Genomic DNA, 19,948 nt, shown 5'->3' with positions numbered 1-19,948 from the left:
AGGCCGAATCGAGCGTAGCGCAACCGCTGCCGCCGACGCAAAGGACGCATGCGTTGCCTACTATCTGGTGAGGCGCGGAGGCGCCCGCTTTCCCGGCGTCCCGCCGTGCGTACGAAACGGCCAGCGACGTACGTGAGGAATCCGGACGATGCCGTCCGACCGTGCGGGGCGGGCACGCGCCGGCGCCCTGCTACGAGCGGTCGCGATTCCGGGCGCGCGTCGCGCCGGTGATGACCGCGATGCCGAACAGGATGACGGCCACGATCTCGATGATGTGCTGGGCGACGTGCAGCGTCATCAAACCCCAGACGACGCCGCCGATGAAAATGATCCATCCGACCAGGTAGATGAGCAGGGTCATCGCTTTTTCTCCTTGCAGTGTTGGCCCATGGCGCCGGTTGCCGGTCGTGAAAAATTTACCGGGCGCGCGGTGCGCGCGACGAGGACGTGCGATCCGGCAGCACCGGAGCATCTTTCGCGCCCGGCCTCGCGGTTTCCGGCGGCGTGTTCGGCGTGCAGTTTGCCGGCCGCTTCATTCGGCCGCCGTGTCATGCGCGTGCAGCCCGAGCCGCGCCATCAGCCGCCTGGCGTCGAACGGCGCTTGCGTTTTCGTGTCGTTGTCGAAATAGCAGTACACGTCGCGCGTCGCAGCGCGTGGCGGGTGCAGCGCCGGTGCGGCGAGACGCGCATCGTCGGGCTGCGCGCCCCGGCTCCACGTGTCGATCCGGCGTGCCCATCGCTCGAGCGCCGCGTCGGCGTATTCGCCCGAATACTTCGTTTCGGTGCCGTGCAGCCGCATGTACACGAACCGCGCGCTCAGATCCTCGAACTGAGGCCACGCCTCGGTCGAATCCGACACGACGAGCGCGACCTTGTGGCGGCGCAGCAGTTTCACGAACGCCGGATCCACGAAACTGTCGTGTCGCACTTCCACCGCGTGACGCAACGCTCGCTTGCGGTCGATCTCCAGATATGGCGCCCGGACGTGCGAATCGTGCCGGCGGGCGAGCGCGAGCGCGGCTTCCGTATCGTGCGGCAGCAGGCTCAGGAAGCGCTCCATGTGGGCCGGGTCGAAACGCAGCGACGGGGGGAATTGCCACAGCAGCGGCCCGAGCTTCTCCTTCAGCGCGAACAGCCCCTGGGCGAAAAAATTCGCGCACGCGACCGTGGCGGTCTCGTCGCGAAAACGCAGGATGTGCGTGAGGTAGCGCGAACCCTTGACGCTGAACACGAACCCCGGCGGCGTTTCGGCATACCAGCGCCGCCAGCTGTCCGGCGCTTGCAGGCTGTAGTGCGTGCCGTTGATCTCGATCGTCTGCATCTGGCCCGCTGCATACCGCAGCTCGCCGGCCTGCTTCAGGTCGGCAGGGTAGAACGTCCCCCGCCAGCCCGGGTAGCGCCAGCCTGAAATGCCGATGTGAATCCTGCCGGATGTGCGTGTCACGTCGATGCCCGGCTGCGCCGGGTCCCTGATGCGGTTCGGGCGACGCGCAAGATGCGTGCCGCCGCCGTCGGTCCAATTCTTTTTTAAAGACCGCGCCACGTTCGGCCGGTATGATCGCTGCGCTCGCGAACGGCGCAATCGGTCGGTGCGTACCGATTCACGCTTCACTGCCTTCGCCGGCACGGCAATCACGACACCACCGGACGGACCCGGGCGATACGCGGTTCGTCGATCCGGCCGAACGGGCCAACCCAGCACGACGGAGTATCGAGACGATGTGGACGGAGACAGGGACGGGGCGGCGCGCAATGGCGATCGCGGCAGGCGCAGCGTGGTGCGCGGCCGCCGCGGGCGGTGCGCACGCGCAGGCATCGGCGCCGGGGGCGGCGGCCGTGCTGCCGGCCATCGACGTGCGAGGGCCGGCCGATGCTTCGGCCGTCGGGCTCGTCGGGCGGCGCACCGCCACCGGCACCAAGACCGACACGCCGATCGACGAGATTCCGCAAACGATCGACATCGTCACCGCGCAACAGATCGAGATGACCGGCGCGACCGACCTGAACCAGGCGTTGCGCTACGTGCCCGGCTTCGCGACGTTCGGCGCCGACAGCCGCACCGACTGGTATGCGGCGCTGCGCGGCTTCACGCCGACGCTGTACGTCGACGGCCTGCCGGCGCCGAACACGGCCGTGATCGCGAACTGGCGCGTCGATCCGTACACGATCGATTCGATCGCGGTGCTGCGCGGGCCGACGTCGGTGCTGTACGGTGCGGGCGAGCCGGGCGCGATCGTCGACGCGCAGACGAAGCGCGCCGACGGTGCGCGCGTGCGCGAAGCTGGCGTGCAGCTCGGCAACGATGCGCGCAAGCAGGCCATGCTCGATGTCGGCGACAGCCTCGACCCTGACGGCAAGGCTGCGTACCGCTTCGTCGGCGTCGCGCGCGACGGCAACGCGGTGACCGGCCCGAACGGCGACCGGCGCGTCGCGCTCGCGCCGTCGTTCCGGTGGCGGCCGAACGCCGACACGTCGCTGACGTTTGCCGCGACGTACCTGCAGGACAGCGGCGACATCTCGTCGAACTTCCTGCCCGCGTCAGGCACGGTGCTGCCGAACCCGAACGGCCGCCTGTCGCAGGACATCTACATGGGCGACCCGTCGTTCAACGACTACCGCAAGAAGCAATGGTCGCTCGGCTACGCGCTGGAACACCGCGTGAACGCGATCTGGACGCTGCATCAGGACGTGCGCTGGTCGCACCTGTCGCTCGACGATGCGACGGTGTTCGGCAACGGCTTCGCGCCCCGCAGCACGACGAACATGATGCGTTTCGCGGGGCTGTTCCAGCTCAACTACAGCCGGCTCGACATCGACAATCGTGCGCAGGCGCGCGTCGGCACGGGGCCGCTCGAACATACGCTGCTGTTCGGCCTGCAGTTCGACCGGCAGACGACGACCAACAGCGTGCTGCTTGCGCTCGCCCCGTCGCTCGACCTGTATCACCCGGTCTATCGGCCCGTGACGGCCGCGATCTTCTCCGGTCCGACGTCGCTCGGCCACGTCGATCAGTACACCGCGATGAACGCGGTCGGCGTGTATGCGCAGGACCAGATCCGTTGGCGGCGCTGGACGCTGACGCTCGGCGGCCGCGAGGACGTCGTGAATGCGCGGTTCGACGACCGGGCCGCCGGCACGCATGCGCAGCAGGACGTCAGTGCGTTCTCCGGGCGGGTCGGGCTCACCTATCGCGGCGACGCCGGGTTGTCGCCGTACGTCAGCTATTCGACGTCGTTCGATCCGGTCATCGGCGTGCGCATGTACGGCGGCGGCCTGCCGAAGCCGACCCGCGGCACGCAGACGGAGGCCGGGCTGCGCTGGCAGCCGGCCGGCCGGAACCTGATGCTGAATGCGGCCGTGTATCGGATCGACCAGACCAACGTCGTGACGCCGACGCCGGTCGCGCTCGACCCGACCGCGACGACGTCGGTGCAGACCGGCAAGGTGCGCTCGCAAGGTATCGAGCTGAGCGCGGTCGGCCAGGTGACGCGCGAGCTGTCGATCGTCGCGTCGTATCTCTATCAGGACGTCAAGAACGTGCAGGCGAACGACGCGTCGCTGAACCACTGGCCGGTGTCGGTCCCGCTGCCGCGGCAGATGGCGTCGATGTGGGCCGACTGGACCTGGCGCACGGGCGCGCTGGCGGGCTTCGGCATCGGCGGCGGCGTGCGCTACCAGAGCGCATCGGCCGGCGCGCCGGACAATTCGCTGACGGTGCCGAGCGCGACGCTTTACGACCTCGCGATCCATTACGAGCTGCCGCGCTGGCGTTTCGCGGTGAACGTCGCGAACCTGTTCGAGCGGCGCTACGTCAGCGGCTGTCAGTCGTACGCCGTGTGCGTGTTCGGCAACGAGCGGACCGTGCTGGCGAGCGCGAAATACAACTGGTGAGCGCGAGCGTGTCGCATCCGGCCTACACGCGGCGTTGCGGCTCCCGGCGAGCGGTGCGCGCGCCGGCATGGCCCTGCCGGCGCCATTCGGTCGGCGTGATGCCGAAACGTTCGCGGAAGGCGGTGGCGAAATTGGCCGGCGTGGAAAAGCCGATTTCCTTGGCGATACTGGCGATGCTGAGCGACGTGGAGTCCAGCAGATCCTGCGCGATCCGCAGCCGCTCGTAGCGCAGATATTCGAACACCGTCTGGCCGAGATTGTCGCGAAACGCGCGCGACAAGCGCTTTTCGTGCGTGCCGACCGCACGCGCCAGCTCCTCCACCGTCGGCGGATCGTTCAGCGTGCGCGACAGGTGGCGGATGGCCGCGCGCACGATGATGTCGTCGTCGTTGCCGCTCGCGAACGGGCTTTCCGCCGGCTCCGTCCCGGTGGCCCGTTCGCGTTTCGCGCGCGAAAGCTGCACGCGAATCCGCGCGATCACCTCCGCCGGCTCGAACGGCTTCACCACATAGTCGACGCCGCCGATCTCCAGCCCCTCTAGCCGTTCGTGCAACGCGCCGGCCACGGTCAGGAAGATGATCGGGATCGCGCCCGTCAGCGGATCGGCGGCCAGCAGGCGGCACGCGGTGAAGCCGTCCATGCGCGGCATGCGCACGTCCATCAGGATCAGGTCGGGCATCAGCGCCTGCGCGCGCTGGCACGCTTGCGCGCCGTCGAATGCGACGCTGATCCTGCATCCCGTGCTGCGCAGCATGTCGGTCAGCAAACGGAGCTGGTCGGGTTGATCGTCGACGATCAGGATATGCGCGTCGCGCAATGCGGAGATCGATGAAGGCATCGTGCACCTGTTGTGAAAAGGCGGTTGGCTGCGTTTTCCGCGGGTGGCCTGCCCGGTGAGCGGGAAACGTGGGACGCCGCTGCGTGGCGATGCATCACGACGCATCGCACGCTCGCATCGATTCCGGACGACGCGGAACCGCGCGGCCGGCAACCGCTCGACGCATCGCGCGGCGTACGTCGTCTTGATCGCCGAATCGGCAGGACGCGACGGATCGCCGTGCTCGCATGGACGGCGATCGCGGCTGCCGGAATCGATGCGAGCGGAATTGTAGGAGCATATTGGGAATCCGGCCAGACATGATGGATCCATTCTCACCATTCCATCTTCGTGATTATCGAAAATGGCGGTTTTCGACAGGAACGTGAAACGTCGACGTGCATCATTGCTCGTGGTTTACGCGTATATCGAGTGAGAAGTCGTGCGGCCGGCTGGTTTTTGGATCGCGTTTTAGGGAAAAGAATTATTGGAATCCGCTTTGGCAAAGTATTTATCCGCTCGGCAAAAGATCTTGAATGAAGGTGCTGGCGCGAAATCGTTTGCGGAATGGGTTGATTTTCCGTAAGTCATTGAATATTTGGAATTTTACAATCTATAAAGAATGTCGCCTTTAATAATTTAATTCCGTGTCTCATAATTCGTCCGAACTTTGAGTAACGGGTGGCAGGGCAGCGAAAGCGCCGCAAGCGGTGACGGACGTTGCCTGATCCGGGGCCGGCGCATCAATTGATGACTGTCCAGGCACATGCTCGCTGCGCGGAGTGAAACCCGGGTTGCCGGGATGAAATAAAAGAAGCAGTGTGGGTCGCGATCGGCGCGGCGACAAATCGGGGAAGTACATGGCGACGGGTTGAATCTCCGGATTCGGCCGGGGAAAGACTCGTCCATGAGAATCAATACGTATTCCTAATGCAATTGTCGAATTAACGGAGCGGGACGTCAGGCCGACGGCGCGCCCCGGGCGTTCGACCGCCCGGTCGAAACGGGTGATCGACGCGTGTCGTGTCGGCATGGCTCGCACGGCGCCGGAACCCGCGTCCGAACCGAAGTCGCAATCGAAGTCGAAGCTGTCAATAAAAGTAAGTAGTCCGTATTCAAACCAGACGCTACACAACGGAGCAGAAGACCATGAAGAGGAAGCAGATTTCGGCGCTTGCCGCCGCGATGTTCACGGGTGCGGGTGTGCTGATCGCCGGCGCCGCGCACGCGGACAATTTCGTCGACCGCGGCAACCCGGACAACGCGCTGAACGGCCAGTGCATCGACGGCACCAACCCGCTGTGCGTGGCAACGAAGAACGGCAGCTACGTCGCAGTCAGTACCACGAACGTGACGCAGGGCACCAATGCGAAAGCAGGCGCCAGCGGTATCGCGATCGGCGACCAGTCGAATGCGAGCAGCAAGGGCGGCAGCAGCAGCGGCGGCGCGATCGCGATCGGGGTCGGCTCGCAGGCGCTGGCGAACTCGTCCACCGCGATCGGCACGGTGGCGGTCGCGCAGGGCAACACGGCGCTGGCGATCGGCCGCCAGTCGGCGGCGGTCGGCGATTTCTCGATGGCACTCGGCAACGTCGCGGATGCGCACGGCACGAGCTCGATCGCGCTCGGCCATTCGGCGCTCGCCAGCGGCGACCGCTCGGTCGCGATCGGCGGCGCGAACCCGACGTCGAGCGACGGCGTATCGGCCGGCGCATCGTACGATGCGGCCACGCAGACGCGTGCGGCCGGCACGCAGTCCGTGGCGATCGGTGCAGGCGCGCAGACGAACGACAACAACCAGGTCGCGATCGGCTCGGGCAGTGTCGGCGCGAACAACGGCGGCACGCCCGTGTTCGGCGGCACGGCCGCGCCGGTCGGCGGCGCGGTCTCGTTCGGCGCGCTCGGCAGCGAGCGCCAGCTCAAGAACGTCGCGGCGGGCGCGGCCGATACGGACGCCGTCAACGTCCAGCAGTTGAAGAACGTCAACGGCACGCTGAGCACGGCCATCGGCAACGTCGACGCACGCGTGACGTCGGTCGGCAATGCGCTGTCGACCTCGATCTCGAACGTCGACCAGCGCGTGACCAGCGTGGGCAACAGCCTCAGCACGAGCATCGTCACCGCGACGCAGAACGTCGTGAAATACACCGACGACTCGCATGCGGCGATCGCGCTCGACGGCGCCACCGGCACGACGATCGGCGGCGTGGCCGCCGGCGTCGCCGATACCGACGCCGTCAACGTCGGCCAGTTGAAGGGCAGCCTCGCGCCGCTGCAGACGTCCGTTTCGACGGCGGCTTCGAACATCGCGAACCTGCAGAACAGCGTGACCGGCATCAACGGGTCGCTGAGCACCGCGGCGTCGAACATCGTCAACCTGCAAGCGGCCGATACGCGCAACGTCAAGTACGACGGCGCGAGCGGCTTCGACTCGGTGACGTTCGCCGGCCCGAACGGCACGACGCTGCACAACGTCGCGGACGGCAAGGACGTCCACGACGCCGTCAACGTCGGCCAGTTGACGGGCGGCCTCGCATCGCTCAGCACGAGCGTGACGAACAACCTCAGCACGACGCTCGGCAACCTGAGCACGTCGATTACCAGCCAGATCGGCACCGCGACGAAGAACGCGGTGCAGTACGACGACGATGCGCACGGCGGCGTCACGCTCGGCGGCCAGGGCGCCGCGGCGCCGGTCGGCCTGCACAACGTCGCGGACGGCGTGGCGGCAGGCGATGCGGTGAACGTGGGCCAGCTCGGCAAGGCGACCGACACGCTCAACCAGTCGATCGCGACTGTCGGCAACCAGGTGACGACGAACACCGGCAACATCGCGGCTCTTCAGCAGGACGCGCTGCAATGGAACCCGGCCCTCGGCGCGTACGATGCGAGCCACGGCGGCCACGGCCCGCAGCTCATCAGCAACGTCGCGGCAGGCAAGAGCGGAACGGACGCGGTCAACGTCGATCAGCTGAACGCGGCGATTCACGACGGGACGAGCCAGCTCGATGCGCTCGCGGTCAAATACGACGATCCGAGCAAGCGGCAGGTGTCGCTCGGCGCGGGCAACGGCGGCAGCCCGGTGCGCGTGACCAACGTCGCGGAAGGCAACGTGGCGGCAGGCAGCACCGATGCGGTGAACGGCGCGCAACTGCGCCGCGCGACCGACGGCGCCGCGGCCGCGCTCGGCGGCGGCGCGACAGCGAACCCGGACGGCTCGATCGGCGCACCGAACTACAAGATCGGCGGCAGCGCGTTCGACAACGTCGGCGACGCATTGACGAACCTCGACGGCCGCGTCGGCAGCAACACGACGACGCTCGCGAATCACGAAACGCGCATCGGCAATGCCGAAACGAACATCGCGGGCAACACCGCCGCGATTGCCGGGCTGCAACAGGACGCGCTGCAATTCGACCCGACGCTCGGTGCGTTCAACGCCGCGCGCGGCGGTGCGCCGACGAAGCTGACGAACGTGGCCGACGGCAACCTCGCCGCGGGCAGCACGGATGCGGTGAACGGCGGCCAGTTGTCGGGCGTGAAGACCGCGCTCGAACAGCAGATCACGCAGGTGTCGAACCAGGCCGGCGAAGCCGTGAAGAACGTCGTCAAGTACGACGTCGACGCGAGCGGCAACCGGCTGAATTCGGTGTCGCTCGTCGGCGGCGACGCAACGTCGGCGGTCGTGCTGAAGAACGTCGCGGCGGGCACCAGCGACACCGACGCGGTGAACGTGAAGCAGTTGAAGGACGTGCAGTCGAGCCTGAACCAGCTCGGCGCGCTCGCGGTGCAGTACGACGATGGGTCCAAGAGCACGATCACGCTCGGCGGTGCGGGCGGCACGCGCATCACCAACGTGCAGGCCGGCACGCTCGGCGCGACCAGCACCGACGCGGTGAACGGTTCGCAGCTCTACGCGACCAACCAGCAGGTGGCGAAGAACACCACCGACATTTCGAACCTGCAAGGCAGCGTGACCAACATCGCGAACGGCAAGGCCGGCCTCGTGCAGCAGCAGGACCCGAACGGCGCGATCACGGTCGGCAAGGATTCGGGCGGCGCGAGCGTGAACTTCTCCGGCACGGCGGGCGACCGCGTGCTGACCGGTGTCGCGGCGGGCGTGAACGACAACGACGCGGTCAACATGGGGCAGTTCAACAACGCGCTGAAGAACGTGGCGGCCAACGACAAGATCCGCGCGGCCGCGACCGATGCGAACACGACATGGATCGCGCGCGCCGACGCGGGGGCGATCGGGTCGACGGCGACCGCGACCGGCAAGAACGCGGTGGCGGTCGGCCAGGGCTCCGTCGCCGATCGCGACAACTCGTTCTCGGTCGGCGCGAAGGGCAGCGAGCGCCAGATCACGAACGTCGCGGCCGGCACGGCGCCGACCGACGCGGTGAACGTGCAGCAGCTGAACGACAACCTCGCGACGGCGTCGACGCAGGCGAAGGGATATACCGACCAGCGTATCGGGCAGGTGTACAACTCGTTCAACGACCTGAAGAAGGACATGTACGGCGGCGTCGCGTCGGCGATGGCGGTGGCCGGCTTGCCGCAGCCGACCGGCGCGGGGCGCTCGATGGTGTCGGCGGCGACGTCGAATTATCACGGCCAGCAGGGCTTCGCAGCCGGCTACTCGTACGTGACGGAGAACAACCGCTGGGTCGTCAAGGCATCGGTAACGGGCAACGCGCGGTCGGACTTCGGCGCGGTGGTCGGCGCGGGTTATCAGTTCTGATGCAGCTTGCGTAGCGTTGAGCGATGCGTGGTGCCGGGCAACGCATGTGAAGCCCGGTACCTGCGGCCGATCGGCGGCCCGGGGTTCGTTCGCGAATCCCGGGCCGTCGTCGTTTCGCGTCGCCGTCCGCTCGGGCATTCCGCATCGACGGTACCCGTCGCAAATGCGAGTGGCGCCTTTCGCCGTGATCGTCGTCATCCCGCCGCGCTCGGCCCCGCAAGGGTTTCGCGCCCGTGCGGCGGAACGTCCAATGCGAGTTGTGGGATGCGAACCCGCGCTCGTATTCTGACGTCATCGGGCGGCACGGCATGGGGCCTGCGCCCATCACCGCATCGGAGAGCGCGATCATGAACGAAACGACACCCACGATGAAGCTCAACCACTTGAGCTTTCCTTCCGCCGACACACTGGCGACGGCCCGCTTCTTCGAGCGATACCTCGGCTTCACGATCGCGGGAAGCTGGGACAAATCGTGGATCCTCAAACGCCCGGGATTCGACGTCGTGATCGATCACGCCGGCGACGGTGTGCCCGCGTGGCCGACAAATTTCCACGTCGGCTTCGAACTGCCGAGCCTCGATGCCGTCCAGGCGCTGTTCGCGCGCTTCAAGGAGGAGGGCGTCGCGATGGAGACCGGCGTCTTCAACAACGGGCGCGGCTCGCGCTTCTTTTGCCGCGCGCCGGGCGGCGTGATGTTCGAACTGAACACGCGCGCGGATGCCGCGCCGGAATATCGCGGCACCTTCGACGATTGACGCGACGCGGTTCGTGCCGCCGTCAATCGCGACAGCCGACGCGGGCGAGGGTCTCGATGGCCGCGCGGGTACGCGACGGCTGGGTGATCTCCGTCCATTGCAGATGCGCGTATTTCGGGTCGTCGCGCAAGCCGGCGAACTTGACGCGGTTTTTCGCGAATGTCGTGTACGACCACAGCAGCACCGAGTCTCGCGAGCAGAACGCCATCCGCAGCGATTCCCGGTTGCCGTGAAACAGCTCGGTGCGCATGAGCCCGCGGCCGATCGTGCGCCGGAGCACGCGGGAAAACACCGTCCATCGCCCGAAGTTGAGCCAGACGACGTGCGTGGCGCGCGACCACAGCACGTCGCGCACCGCGCTGTAGTTGCCGTCGGCGACCCATCGGTCGCCGGCCGTCGCCGCCCGCACCTCCCGCTCGAACTGCGCGGGCGGCACGGCGGTCCAGCCGGGGCCCCAGTAGAGCCGGTCGAGTTCGATGCAGGGGCAGGCCGCGGCGGCGGCCAGCGCGCTGGCGAAGGTGGATTTCCCGGATCCGCTCGTTCCGACGACGATGACGCGCATGTGTGTGACCACGGGCAAAAAGGTGAGGGTGCGTATTGTGCCCGAAGCGCGCGGGCGGACCGGTATCCGTGGCGGAAAAGGCGGGCCGCCGGCGAACCCGCCGCGCATCGATCAATCGAGCGGCGGCACCGCGCCGTCCCGCAACATCTTGACGAGCCGCGCGCGCCGCTTTTCGAGATCGGCGATCTGGCGGTTGATCGCTTCGAGGCGTTCGCGCTGGACGTCGGTGATCTGATCGCACGAACGCGCGCCGTCGATCAGCAGCATGCAGTCCGGAAAGCCGCGGATGTCGTCGAGGGTGAAACCGGTCGCGATCATGCGCTGAATCTGTTTGACCTGCGTCACCGCTTTTTCGGGGAACAGGCGATAGCCGTTGGCCGCGCGCACCGACGCGAGCAGGCCGTGCTCGTCGTAGTGCCGGATCGAGCGCACGCTCGCGCCGGTGAGCTGCGCGAGTTTGCCGATGGTCAGCGGGGGCGAAGCAGGCGGGTTTTTCATGAGAGGCAGGCTAACACGATTCGCTTGACTCTCACATCAGTGTGAGGGTTGAGACTGGGCGTCCGTTCATGCCTGGAGGAACAATCGTGAATACCCGAGTGCTGATCCGCTGGTTGCTTGTCGCGATCGGGTGGCTGACGCCGTTCGCGTTGGCGCACGACGCGGCCGCCGCGCCGCTGAGCTATACCGTCACGTCGACGGACGGCGTGAAGCTGGCCGTTCAGGAAAGCGGCGACCCCGACGGCGTACCGGTCATCCTGATTCACGGCCTGCTCGGCAGCCGCCTGAACTGGGACGCGCAGGTCGACAGCCCCGAACTGCGCCGATTCCGGATCATCACGTACGATCTGCGCGGCCACGGGCTGTCGGACAAGCCGTCCGGCGCGCAGCCGTATCGCGACGGCACCCGCTGGGGCGACGATCTCGCCGCGGTCATCGAAGGCGCGCATGCGCGCAAGCCGGTCGTGGTCGGCTGGTCGCTCGGCGGCGTGGTGATCTCGAACTACCTCGCCAAATACGGCGATCGCGCGATCGCGGGCGCGGTGTACGTCGACGGCGTGGTCGAGCTTGCGCCGGGCCAGATCGTCGATCATCCGGACGTGTACCGAGACATGAATGCGGCGGATCTGAAAACGCATCTCGACGGCGAGCGCACGTTCGTCGGTCTGTGCTTCAACCGTCGGCCGAACGCCGCCACGTTCGAGCGCTTGCTCGCCAACGCCGCGATGGCGTCGTGGGACATGCAAAAGGCCATCCCGACGATGTCGGTGTTCGCCGCCGCGGGGCTGGGCAACGCGCGCGTGCCGCTGCTCTTCGTCTACGGCGGCCGCGACGCGCTGGTCGATACGCACGCGACGCTGGCCCGCGCGGCCGAGCTGAACCCGCACGTGGTCAGCAAGGTGTACGCGGAATCGGGGCACGCGCCGTTCATCGAGGAAGCCGAGCGGTTCAATCGCGATCTGGCCGCGTTCGTCCGGTCGGCGTCTTCGCCGTGAAGTCGGGTGTCGCGCGGGCCGGCGACGTCAGGCCGGCGCGACCGGCATGCCGGCCGTGGCCCGCCGCGCGATCGTGAAAGCGCTGGAACGCATCGAGCAGCCGCGAGCGCTGCGCGGCCAGCGACGGATCGCGCCGATCGCGCGGCCGTGCGACGTCGACGTGGATTACGTCGTCGATGCGGCCCGGGTTCGGTGCGAGCATCAGCACGCGATCGCCGAGATACAGCGCTTCGTCGAGATCGTGCGTGACGACGATCGCGGCCATCCGGTGCCGCTGGACGACATCGAGCAGCAGCGTCTGCAAGCGCATCCGGGTGATCGCGTCGACCGCGCTGAACGGTTCGTCGAGCAGCAGCAGATCCGGCTCGCCGAACAGCCCGCGCGCGATCGCGGCGCGCTGCGCCATCCCGCCCGACAACGTCGCCGGCAGTTGCCGCGCGACGCCGGCCAGGCCGACTTCGTCGAGCAAGCGTGCGACGCTCGGATCGCGTCCGCCCCGCGCACCGGACGCGAAGCCGACGTTGTCCGCGATCGACAGCCACGGCAGCAGCCGCGGTTCCTGAAAGATCACGCCGACGCGCGCGGACGGCCCGGCCAGCGCGCGGCCGTCGAGCGTTACGCTGCCGCGGAAATCCCGGTCCAGGCCCGCGACGATCCGCAACAGCGTGCTCTTGCCGCAACCGCTCGGGCCGACCACGCAGACGATCTCGCCCCGCGCGACCTGCAACGCGATGTCGGCCAGGATCGTGCGATCGCCGTACGGCTTGCGGGCGATCCGCAGGTCGAGCAGCGGCGTGGCGACGCCGGCGGTCGGGCGCATGGAAGGGTAGGCGCTCATTGCCCGCCCTCGCGCGACGCACCGCCGAACGCATCGCGCCAGCCGAGCCAGCGCGACTCGATGCGGCGCATCGCGCCGTCGGTCAGCTTGCCGAGCAACGCGAGCAGCAGGATCGCGCCGAACACGAGATCGGGGCGCCCGGTTTCGCGGCCGTCGCTCAACAGGAAGCCGAGGCCGCGCGTGGCCGCGATCAGCTCCGCGGCGACCATGAACATCCACGCGAGACTGAGGCCGGTCCGCAGACCGGTGACGATCTGCGGCAGCGCGGCCGGCAGCAGGATCCGACGGAACAGCGCGAGCGGGCCGAGCCGGTACACCGTGCCGAGCTCGACGAGCTTGCGGTCCACGTCGCGAATGCCGGCGACCACCGCGAGGTGAACCGGAAAGAACGCGCCGATCGCGATCAGCGTGATCTTCGGCGCCTCGTCGATGCCGAGCCACAGCAGCAGCACCGGCACCCATGCGAGCGATGGAATCGCTCGCAGCGCCTGGAACGTCGGTTCGAACAGCGCATCGATCCGGCGGCTCAGGCCCATCGCCGCGCCGACGACGAGCGCGAGCCCGGCGCCGGCCGCAAAGCCGGCCGCGACGCGCAGCGTGCTCGCACCGACGTGACGGGCGAGCCGCGTGGCGCCCATCCGCGCGAGCGTATCGAGAATCTCGCTCGGCGCCGGCACGAGATGATCCGGCAGCCAGCCGCGCCGCACCACGAACTCCAGCAGCACGAGTGCGACGAACGGCAGCGCGAGGCCCGCGATACGCCATGCGCGCAGCGGGTCGCGCCGGGCAACACGGGGCGGCGAAGCGGGTGGGTGCGACGCGCGCGCACCGCTGCGCGCGGCGGTGTCCGTCATCGGCGGCACGCTCAATGCGACGCGGTGGCGATCGGGCGCGCGAACGACGGATCGATCAGCGTATCGACGATCTTCGCGGGATCGACGCCCGGCTTGGTCAACTGTTCGGCCGTCAGCACCGGCGCCGCGGCCTTCAGCGCCGCGCGCTGCGTGTCGCCCGGCACCGGGTCGCCGAAGTCGTTGCGCTGGAGTTGCAGTTTCGCGACCGGCAGCGACACCTTCGATTGATCGGCGACGATCTGCGCGGTCTCGGCCGGATGCGCGACGATCCACTGGCGCGCGCGGTCGTAGACCTTCAGCACGCGCGTCACCGCCTGCGGATACTGGCTGGCGAACGCATCGCGAACATTCAGGAACCCGTACGTGTTGAACGCGACATTGCGGTACAGCAGGCGCGCGCCGTCGTCGAGCTGGGCGGCGGCCATGTGCGGATCGAGCCCGGCCCATGCGTCGACCTGTCCGTTCGCGAGCGCGGTGCGGCCGTCGGGATGCTGCAGGTTGACGATCTCAACGTCGTCGCGCGTCAGGCCGACCGTGTGCAGCGCGCGCAGCGTGAACAGGAACGGATCGGTGCCGCGCGTCGCGGCGATCTTCTTGCCCTTCAGATCGGCGAGCGAGCGGATCGGCGAATCCTTGCGCACCACGAGCGCCGTCCATTCGGGGCGCGAGAACACGTAGACGGTGTGGATTGGGTTGCCGTTCGCTCGTGCGAGCACCGACGCCAGCCCCGCGGCCGAGCCGAAATCGACCGCGCCGCTGTTCAGGTATTCGAGCGCGCGATTGCTGCCGAGGCTCAGCACCCAGCGAATCGCCGTGCCGTCGGCCTTGAATTCGTCGTCGAGCCAGCCGAAGTGGCGAACCACGAGACTCTCGGGCGAGTAGTACGCATAGTCGACGCGGATTTCGGCGGGCGTCGCCGCGTGCGCGTGCATCGACGCGAGGCCGGCAAGCGCGGCAACGACGAGGGCCGCGGATTGCCACACGCGGGACCAGAACGGCTTCATCGGGGATTCTCCGGAAGAGCGGCAATGCGCCGCGAACAGGCTGGGAAGAGGGCTAGGGTCTGTTTACATATGGAACGCGCATGCGTTGCCACGAGAACGGCCGCTCGCGAGGCGCGCGACGCCGCGAATACTGACGTATTCGCAAGGAGCGCAACACGGCGAGCGGCCGTTCTCGTGGCAACCCCAAATTAAAAATCATGTCACGGGAATGCCCGAAATCGCCCGTATGGCGGCGTCGTTCGTCGCTTGTTTGGCGCGGCCAAACGGCGCTCCTCACTCCTTGCCCTACGAGCGATTTCGGGCATTCGCATGTGCGTTCCATATGTAAACAGACCCTAATGTAACGAAGCGCAGGCGATCCGTTAACGAAGAAATCCGCGATTGAACATGCACGTTGCTGATAAGCGCGCTTCGCGCAACTTTATGACGCACGCCGATTAATTTATCGCTTTATATCGCTTGGGATTGCCAGAGCGGAGGAACAGAATTTCCGCTGCCGGAACCCGGCGATCGCACGGCCGCATTCGCTCGACGCCGCGCGGGTCGCGCAGGCACCTTCCCGGTTCCCGGCTTCACGACGACCTTGCCGTGCACTCGGCATCAAACTAAGGAATCCGATGAGTTCGATCGATCTGAGCCCGGTCACGCCGGTTTCTTCCCCCATCCGCTCGGCCAGCGACGTCGCGCGCCTCATCAACACGGTGGACAGTTCGGTCAGCCATGCGCGGATGATCGTGCTGCTGGCGCTCGGCGGCGTGTTTCTCGATGCGTACGACCTGACGACGCTGTCGTACGGCATCGACGACGTGGCGCGCGAATTCGGGCTGACGCCCGCGCTGACCGGCCTGGTCGGGTCGGCGATCATGATCGGCACGATCTTCGGCAGCCTGATCGGCGGCTGGCTGACCGACCGGATCGGCCGCTATCAGGTATTCATGGCCGACATGCTGTTCTTCGTGGTCGCGGCGATCGCGGCCGGGCTCGCGCCGAACGTCTGGGTGCTGATCGCCGCGCGTTTCGTGATGGGGCTCGGCGTCGGCATCGACCTGCCCGTCGCGATGGCGTTCCTCGCGGAATTCTCGAAGTTCAACGGCCGCGGCAACAAGGCGTCCCGGCTCGCCGCATGGTGCCCGATGTGGTACGTCGCGTCGTCGGTGTGCTTCCTGCTGATTTTCGGCCTGTATTTCCTGCTGCCGGCCGAGCATGCGGGATGGCTGTGGCGCGCGTCGCTGATCTTCGGCGCGGTGCCGGCGCTCGTCATCATCCTGTTCCGAAACCGCTTCATGAACGAATCGCCGCTGTGGGCCGCGAATCAGGGCGATCTGGCCAATGCCGCGCGCATCCTGCGCGAGTCGTACGGCATTCACGCGCACGAAGCAAACGACGCGCGACGCGAGCCGAGCCCGCCGCCCGTGCGGCTTCGCGTGCTGTTTCAGCGGCCGTATCTGGGGCGCACGATCGTCGCCAGCGTGATGAACCTGTGCATCCCGTTCGAATACACGGCGATCGCGTTCTTCCTGCCGTCGATCCTGTCGCAATTTCTGGGGGCGGGCGTGTTCGAGACGATCGCCGCATCGCTGGCGTTGAACGTGCTGTTCGCGTTCACCGGCGGCTTGCTCGGCATGCGTCTCGCGTATCGCTATCCGTCGCGTCATGTCGCGATCGCGGGGTTCGCGTTGCAAACGGTCGCGCTCGTCGCGCTGGCGCTCGCAGGGCATCCGCACGGCGCGCTGGCGGTGGGCGTCGTGCTGCTGATGCTCGGCACGTGGCTGTTCGCGGAAGGATTCGGGCCGGGCGCGCAGATGATGATCTATCCGACGCTGTCGTATCCGGCCGCGATTCGCGGCACCGGCGTCGGCTTCGGGCGGTCGCTGTGCGGCATCGGTCAGGCGCTCGCGCTGTTCGTGCTGCCGATTCTCCAGGCCCGGCTCGGCACCGACATGTTCTGGGTCGTCGCGGTCAGTGCGGTCACGCCGATCGCGTTTCTGCTGATCGTGCGGTACGAACCGACGGCGCACGACATCGACGACGAAAGCGTCGCGTAGGCGCCGGCGGGGACGCTCGCGTTCCCCGCCAAACACGAACGGCTTCGTCGGACTGCACGAAGCCGTTTGCGCTGAAGCCGGTCGCCGCGTGATGCGGACGGACCGGCCTCGACATGTTGCCGTTACGCGTCGATTACGCGTCGACCGTTTCCCGCTCGGCCTCGCGCTTGACCTGTTCGATGTCGCGATACCGCGCGGCCGGATGCTCGTCCGGCAGGCGCGCCGAGCCGCCGAAGAGCTTTTCGCGCAGCGTGCCCGGCGCATACGCGGTCGGATACACGCCGCGGCGCTGAAGTTCGGGCACGAGGTGGCGTACGACATCCTCGAAGGTTTCATGCGCGACCGCATACGCGAGATTGAAGCCGTCCACGTCGGTCGCGGCCACCCATTCCTGCAGGATGTCCGCGACGGTCGCCGCCGACCCGACGAATACCGGGCCCATCCCGCCGATGCCGCCCCAGGCGGCCAACGCCTCGATCGTCCACGCGGTGTCGCCGCCCGACAGGTGCTCGACCGCCGACACGATCGCATTCGTTTCGACGCGCCTGACGGGATCGGTCGGCGCGTACTGGCCGAAGTCGATGCCGGTCCAGCCCGACATGAACACCAGCGAGCCGTCGTACGACACGTAGCGCCGATACTCGTCGAACTTGGCCTGCGCCCGCTCGTCGGTCTCGTCGACGATCACCGTGACGAGGTTGTAGATCAGCACCTTCGCCGGGTCGCGTCCGGCGGCGGCGGCCTGCGCGCGCACGTCGGCCACGTAGCGCGCGAGCTGATCGCGGGTGGGCGCGGCGACGAACACGCATTCGGCGTGCTGCGCGGCGAACGCCTTGCCGGGGCCCGACGCGCCGGCCTGGAACAGCACCGGCGTGCGCTGCGGCGACGGCTCGCACAGGTGATAGCCGGGCACGTCGAAGAAGCGGCCCTTGTGGCCGATCTCGTGCACTTTCTCGGGATGCGTGAACACGCGGCCGGCGCGGTCGCGCACCACCGCGCCGTCCTCCCAGCTGCCTTCGAACAGCTTGTACAGCACCTCGACGTATTCGGCTGCGACCGCATAGCGGTCGTCGTGCGTGCGCAGCCCGCGATCGCCGACGTTCTTCGCGCCGCTCTCCAGGTACGACGTGACGATGTTCCATGCGAGCCGGCCCTTCGTGTGATGGTCGGCGGTCGACAGCCGGCGCGCGAACGTGTACGGGTGCTCGAACGTCGTCGATGCGGTGATGCCGATGCCGAGATGCTCGGTCGCCATCGCGATCGGCGCGGCCAGTTGCAGCGGATCGTTGACGGGGATCTGCGCGGCCTGGTGCAGCGCGTGATAGTTGCTGCCCTTGTACACGTCGTAGTAGCCGATCACGTCCGCGATGAAGATCGCGTCGAAGATCCCGCGCTCGAGCACGCGGGCCAGGTCGGTCCAGTAGTCGAGATCCTTGTATTGCCACGAGCGGTCGCGCGGATGCGCCCACAGGCCGGGCGACTGGTGGCCCACGCAGTTCATCTCGAACGCGTTGAAGCGGATCGTCTTGCTCATTGCGCCGCTCCCGTTTCCGCTTCCGCTCGCGCGCCGGCGTCCGCATGGGCGCTCGCACCGCTGCCCACGCGCCAGACGAACGGCGGCGTGCGGCCGTTGATGATCCAGTCGCCGACGATGCGCGCCTTGTAGACGAGCGGATTGTGCGACGACACCGTGCGCGCGTTGCGCCAGTGGCGATCGAGCGCGGTCGTGCTGCGGGTCGCGGATGCGCCGAGCGCGTCGAACAGGCGCGTCGCCGCGCGCAGCACGAGTTCGGACACGACGAGCTGGCTCTGCGCGGATTCGATTTCGGCCGCGACGTTCGCGGCCTGCTCGGCCGCTTCGTCGCCGCCGAAGCGCGCTTCGTACGCCTGCTGAAGCGGTTGCGCGGCACGCAGCGCGAGCGCGTCGGCCGCGTACGCCCATGACGCGATCTCGCCGATCACCTGTTGCAGCTGGGCGTCGTCGCCCGCGCGCTGCGCATTGCCGTGGCTGTACACGCGCGTGCGGTTGCGCACGAGCTCGCCCGCGTCGCGCACGATCGCGTGGCCGATGCCGGCGAGCGTCGCGACGTGGAACAGCTGGTAGAACGCGGTCTGGTACTTGAAGCGGCGCGCGAAATCGATCACGTTCTCCGCGTCGACCGCTGCATCCTCGAAACGCGTCGTGCCGCTGCCGGTGGTGGTCTGGCCGAAGCCGTCCCAGTCGTCCTCGCGGATCACGCCCGGCTGCGCGGTCGACACGGCGACGATCACGTCGCTGCCGTCGTGCGCGCGTTGCGCGAACACGTCGATCCAGTCGGCGAACAGGCTGCCGGTGCTGTAGAACTTGCGGCCGTTCAGCACGAGCCGGCCATGCCGCTCCGACACCTTCGTGACGGTCTGGCCGAGCGGGACGTCGCCGGCTTCCGACCATGCGTTGCCGACGAGCTGGCCGCTCGCGAAGCGGTCGAGCCAGGTCGTGCGTTGCGGGCCGTCCGGCGCGTTCAGCCAGTCCTCGACGAACGCGAAGTGCCCGCGCAATGCCTGCGGCAAATTGGAATCGGCGGCGGCCAGCTCCGTCAGCAGCCGGAACAACTGCGGCAGCGACGCGCCGGCACCGCCGGCGCTCGCCGGCAGCCGTATCGCACCGAAGCCCGCCGATTTCAGCCAGCCGATCGCCTCGTGCGGCAGTTCGCGGCGGCGTTCGCGCTCGGCGGTGCCGGCGGCGATGCGCGCGAAGATCGGCCGGAACCGGCTCGCGAGCGCATCGTAGTCGGTACCGGTGGAAAGGTCGGAGGCTGCGTGCGACGAAGTCATGCGGTATTCCTCGAAAAACGGGCCGTGTGCGCCGGGAGCCCAGTATAGGAAGCGCGACGCGAGCGTTCCAATAACGGATTCTCGGATCGTTATCGTCGCTGCGTATTACCGGGGCTGCGACCGCGACCGGGT

15 protein-coding genes are annotated in these 19,948 nt (G+C 67.7%); 5 read left to right on the top strand and 10 right to left on the bottom strand.

Features of this window, described 5'->3' with window-relative positions:
* Window positions 1-190: 190 nt before the first annotated feature.
* Together WS54_RS34065 and WS54_RS31295 are read right to left on the bottom strand one after the other, a co-directional pair.
* A complete protein-coding gene (locus tag WS54_RS34065; RefSeq protein ID WP_179949065.1) occupies window positions 191-361 on the bottom strand; it encodes a hypothetical protein in 171 nt (56 codons plus the stop codon).
* 171 nt (window positions 362-532) lie between these two features.
* Window positions 533-1,444: a DUF72 domain-containing protein gene (locus tag WS54_RS31295; RefSeq protein WP_034209063.1), complete on the bottom strand. Its 912-nt coding sequence runs from the start codon at window positions 1,442-1,444 to the stop codon at window positions 533-535.
* A 275-nt stretch (window positions 1,445-1,719) separates the two neighbouring features.
* Between WS54_RS31295 and WS54_RS31290 the strand changes: the two genes are divergently transcribed.
* Window positions 1,720-3,891: a TonB-dependent siderophore receptor gene (locus WS54_RS31290; RefSeq protein ID WP_059781736.1), complete on the top strand. Its 2,172-nt coding sequence runs from the start codon at window positions 1,720-1,722 to the stop codon at window positions 3,889-3,891.
* 22 nt (window positions 3,892-3,913) lie between these two features.
* On the opposite strand, the gene WS54_RS31285 is transcribed toward WS54_RS31290, so the two are convergent.
* Window positions 3,914-4,729, bottom strand: coding sequence for a response regulator transcription factor (locus tag WS54_RS31285; protein ID WP_059781738.1), 816 nt, complete (start codon window positions 4,727-4,729; stop codon window positions 3,914-3,916).
* Between the two features lie 1,128 nt (window positions 4,730-5,857).
* Between WS54_RS31285 and WS54_RS31275 the strand changes: the two genes are divergently transcribed.
* Together WS54_RS31275 and WS54_RS31270 are read left to right on the top strand one after the other, a co-directional pair.
* Window positions 5,858-9,451 (top strand): YadA family autotransporter adhesin, encoded by a 3,594-nt coding sequence (locus WS54_RS31275; protein WP_059781740.1) that lies wholly within the window; start codon window positions 5,858-5,860, stop codon window positions 9,449-9,451.
* Window positions 9,452-9,798: 347 nt separating this feature from the next.
* A complete protein-coding gene (locus WS54_RS31270; protein WP_179955231.1) occupies window positions 9,799-10,206 on the top strand; it encodes a VOC family protein in 408 nt (135 codons plus the stop codon).
* A gap of 22 nt (window positions 10,207-10,228) precedes the next feature.
* Here WS54_RS31270 and WS54_RS31265 read toward each other — a convergent pair whose 3' ends face one another.
* Together WS54_RS31265 and WS54_RS31260 are read right to left on the bottom strand one after the other, a co-directional pair.
* Window positions 10,229-10,768 carry a toxin gene (locus WS54_RS31265; RefSeq protein ID WP_059781742.1) on the bottom strand — a complete coding sequence of 180 codons (540 nt, stop codon included), beginning with the start codon at window positions 10,766-10,768 and terminating at the stop codon, window positions 10,229-10,231.
* Window positions 10,769-10,879: 111 nt separating this feature from the next.
* Window positions 10,880-11,266 carry a MerR family transcriptional regulator gene (locus WS54_RS31260; protein WP_059781744.1) on the bottom strand — a complete coding sequence of 129 codons (387 nt, stop codon included), beginning with the start codon at window positions 11,264-11,266 and terminating at the stop codon, window positions 10,880-10,882.
* A gap of 86 nt (window positions 11,267-11,352) precedes the next feature.
* On the opposite strand from WS54_RS31260, the gene WS54_RS31255 reads away from it, so the two are divergent.
* Window positions 11,353-12,261 carry an alpha/beta fold hydrolase gene (locus WS54_RS31255; RefSeq protein ID WP_108042046.1) on the top strand — a complete coding sequence of 303 codons (909 nt, stop codon included), beginning with the start codon at window positions 11,353-11,355 and terminating at the stop codon, window positions 12,259-12,261.
* Here WS54_RS31255 and WS54_RS31250 read toward each other — a convergent pair.
* The 3 genes from WS54_RS31250 to WS54_RS31240 are packed head-to-tail and all read right to left on the bottom strand — an operon-like array spanning window position 12,215 to window position 14,957.
* On the bottom strand, window positions 12,215-13,099 hold the full coding sequence (locus WS54_RS31250; protein ID WP_236872848.1) for an ABC transporter ATP-binding protein: 885 nt from the start codon (window positions 13,097-13,099) through the stop codon (window positions 12,215-12,217). The two genes, WS54_RS31255 and WS54_RS31250, sit on opposite strands and share 47 nt — an antisense overlap.
* Window positions 13,096-13,953: an ABC transporter permease gene (locus WS54_RS31245; protein WP_059781813.1), complete on the bottom strand. Its 858-nt coding sequence runs from the start codon at window positions 13,951-13,953 to the stop codon at window positions 13,096-13,098. The genes WS54_RS31250 and WS54_RS31245 overlap by 4 nt, the downstream gene beginning before the upstream one ends.
* Window positions 13,954-13,964: 11 nt before the next feature.
* Window positions 13,965-14,957 carry an aliphatic sulfonate ABC transporter substrate-binding protein gene (locus tag WS54_RS31240; protein ID WP_059781748.1) on the bottom strand — a complete coding sequence of 331 codons (993 nt, stop codon included), beginning with the start codon at window positions 14,955-14,957 and terminating at the stop codon, window positions 13,965-13,967.
* Between the two features lie 617 nt (window positions 14,958-15,574).
* On the opposite strand from WS54_RS31240, the gene WS54_RS31235 reads away from it, so the two are divergent.
* On the top strand, window positions 15,575-17,002 hold the full coding sequence (locus tag WS54_RS31235) for an MFS transporter (protein WP_059781750.1): 1,428 nt from the start codon (window positions 15,575-15,577) through the stop codon (window positions 17,000-17,002).
* 133 nt (window positions 17,003-17,135) lie between these two features.
* Here the strand turns inward: WS54_RS31235 and WS54_RS31230 are convergent, their stop codons facing one another.
* Window positions 17,136-18,536: an LLM class flavin-dependent oxidoreductase gene (locus WS54_RS31230; protein WP_059781751.1), complete on the bottom strand. Its 1,401-nt coding sequence runs from the start codon at window positions 18,534-18,536 to the stop codon at window positions 17,136-17,138.
* A complete protein-coding gene (locus tag WS54_RS31225; protein WP_059781753.1) occupies window positions 18,533-19,816 on the bottom strand; it encodes an acyl-CoA dehydrogenase family protein in 1,284 nt (427 codons plus the stop codon). Before WS54_RS31225 ends, WS54_RS31230 begins: the two co-directional genes overlap by 4 nt.
* Between the last annotated feature and the right edge of the window lie 132 nt (window positions 19,817-19,948).

Source organism: Burkholderia sp. NRF60-BP8, assembly GCF_001522585.2.
Classification (GTDB): Bacteria; Pseudomonadota; Gammaproteobacteria; order Burkholderiales; family Burkholderiaceae; genus Burkholderia.
The sequence above is the reverse complement of the archived record's forward strand: the minus strand, read 5'-3'. Positions and strand labels throughout refer to the sequence as shown.

Excerpts from the sequence above, each read along its gene's own strand:
- WS54_RS34065 (WP_179949065.1), bottom strand. The coding sequence starts at position 361 with ATGACCCTGCTCATCTACCTGGTCGGATGGATCATTTTCATCGGCGGC.
- WS54_RS31290 (WP_059781736.1), top strand. The coding sequence starts at position 1,720 with ATGTGGACGGAGACAGGGACGGGGCGGCGCGCAATGGCGATCGCGGCA.
- WS54_RS31285 (WP_059781738.1), bottom strand. The coding sequence starts at position 4,729 with ATGCCTTCATCGATCTCCGCATTGCGCGACGCGCATATCCTGATCGTC.
- WS54_RS31275 (WP_059781740.1), top strand. The coding sequence starts at position 5,858 with ATGAAGAGGAAGCAGATTTCGGCGCTTGCCGCCGCGATGTTCACGGGT.
- WS54_RS31270 (WP_179955231.1), top strand. The coding sequence starts at position 9,799 with ATGAACGAAACGACACCCACGATGAAGCTCAACCACTTGAGCTTTCCT.
- WS54_RS31265 (WP_059781742.1), bottom strand. The coding sequence starts at position 10,768 with ATGCGCGTCATCGTCGTCGGAACGAGCGGATCCGGGAAATCCACCTTC.
- WS54_RS31260 (WP_059781744.1), bottom strand. The coding sequence starts at position 11,266 with ATGAAAAACCCGCCTGCTTCGCCCCCGCTGACCATCGGCAAACTCGCG.
- WS54_RS31250 (WP_236872848.1), bottom strand. The coding sequence starts at position 13,099 with ATGAGCGCCTACCCTTCCATGCGCCCGACCGCCGGCGTCGCCACGCCG.
- WS54_RS31245 (WP_059781813.1), bottom strand. The coding sequence starts at position 13,953 with ATGACGGACACCGCCGCGCGCAGCGGTGCGCGCGCGTCGCACCCACCC.
- WS54_RS31240 (WP_059781748.1), bottom strand. The coding sequence starts at position 14,957 with ATGAAGCCGTTCTGGTCCCGCGTGTGGCAATCCGCGGCCCTCGTCGTT.
- WS54_RS31235 (WP_059781750.1), top strand. The coding sequence starts at position 15,575 with ATGAGTTCGATCGATCTGAGCCCGGTCACGCCGGTTTCTTCCCCCATC.
- WS54_RS31230 (WP_059781751.1), bottom strand. The coding sequence starts at position 18,536 with ATGAGCAAGACGATCCGCTTCAACGCGTTCGAGATGAACTGCGTGGGC.
- WS54_RS31225 (WP_059781753.1), bottom strand. The coding sequence starts at position 19,816 with ATGACTTCGTCGCACGCAGCCTCCGACCTTTCCACCGGTACCGACTAC.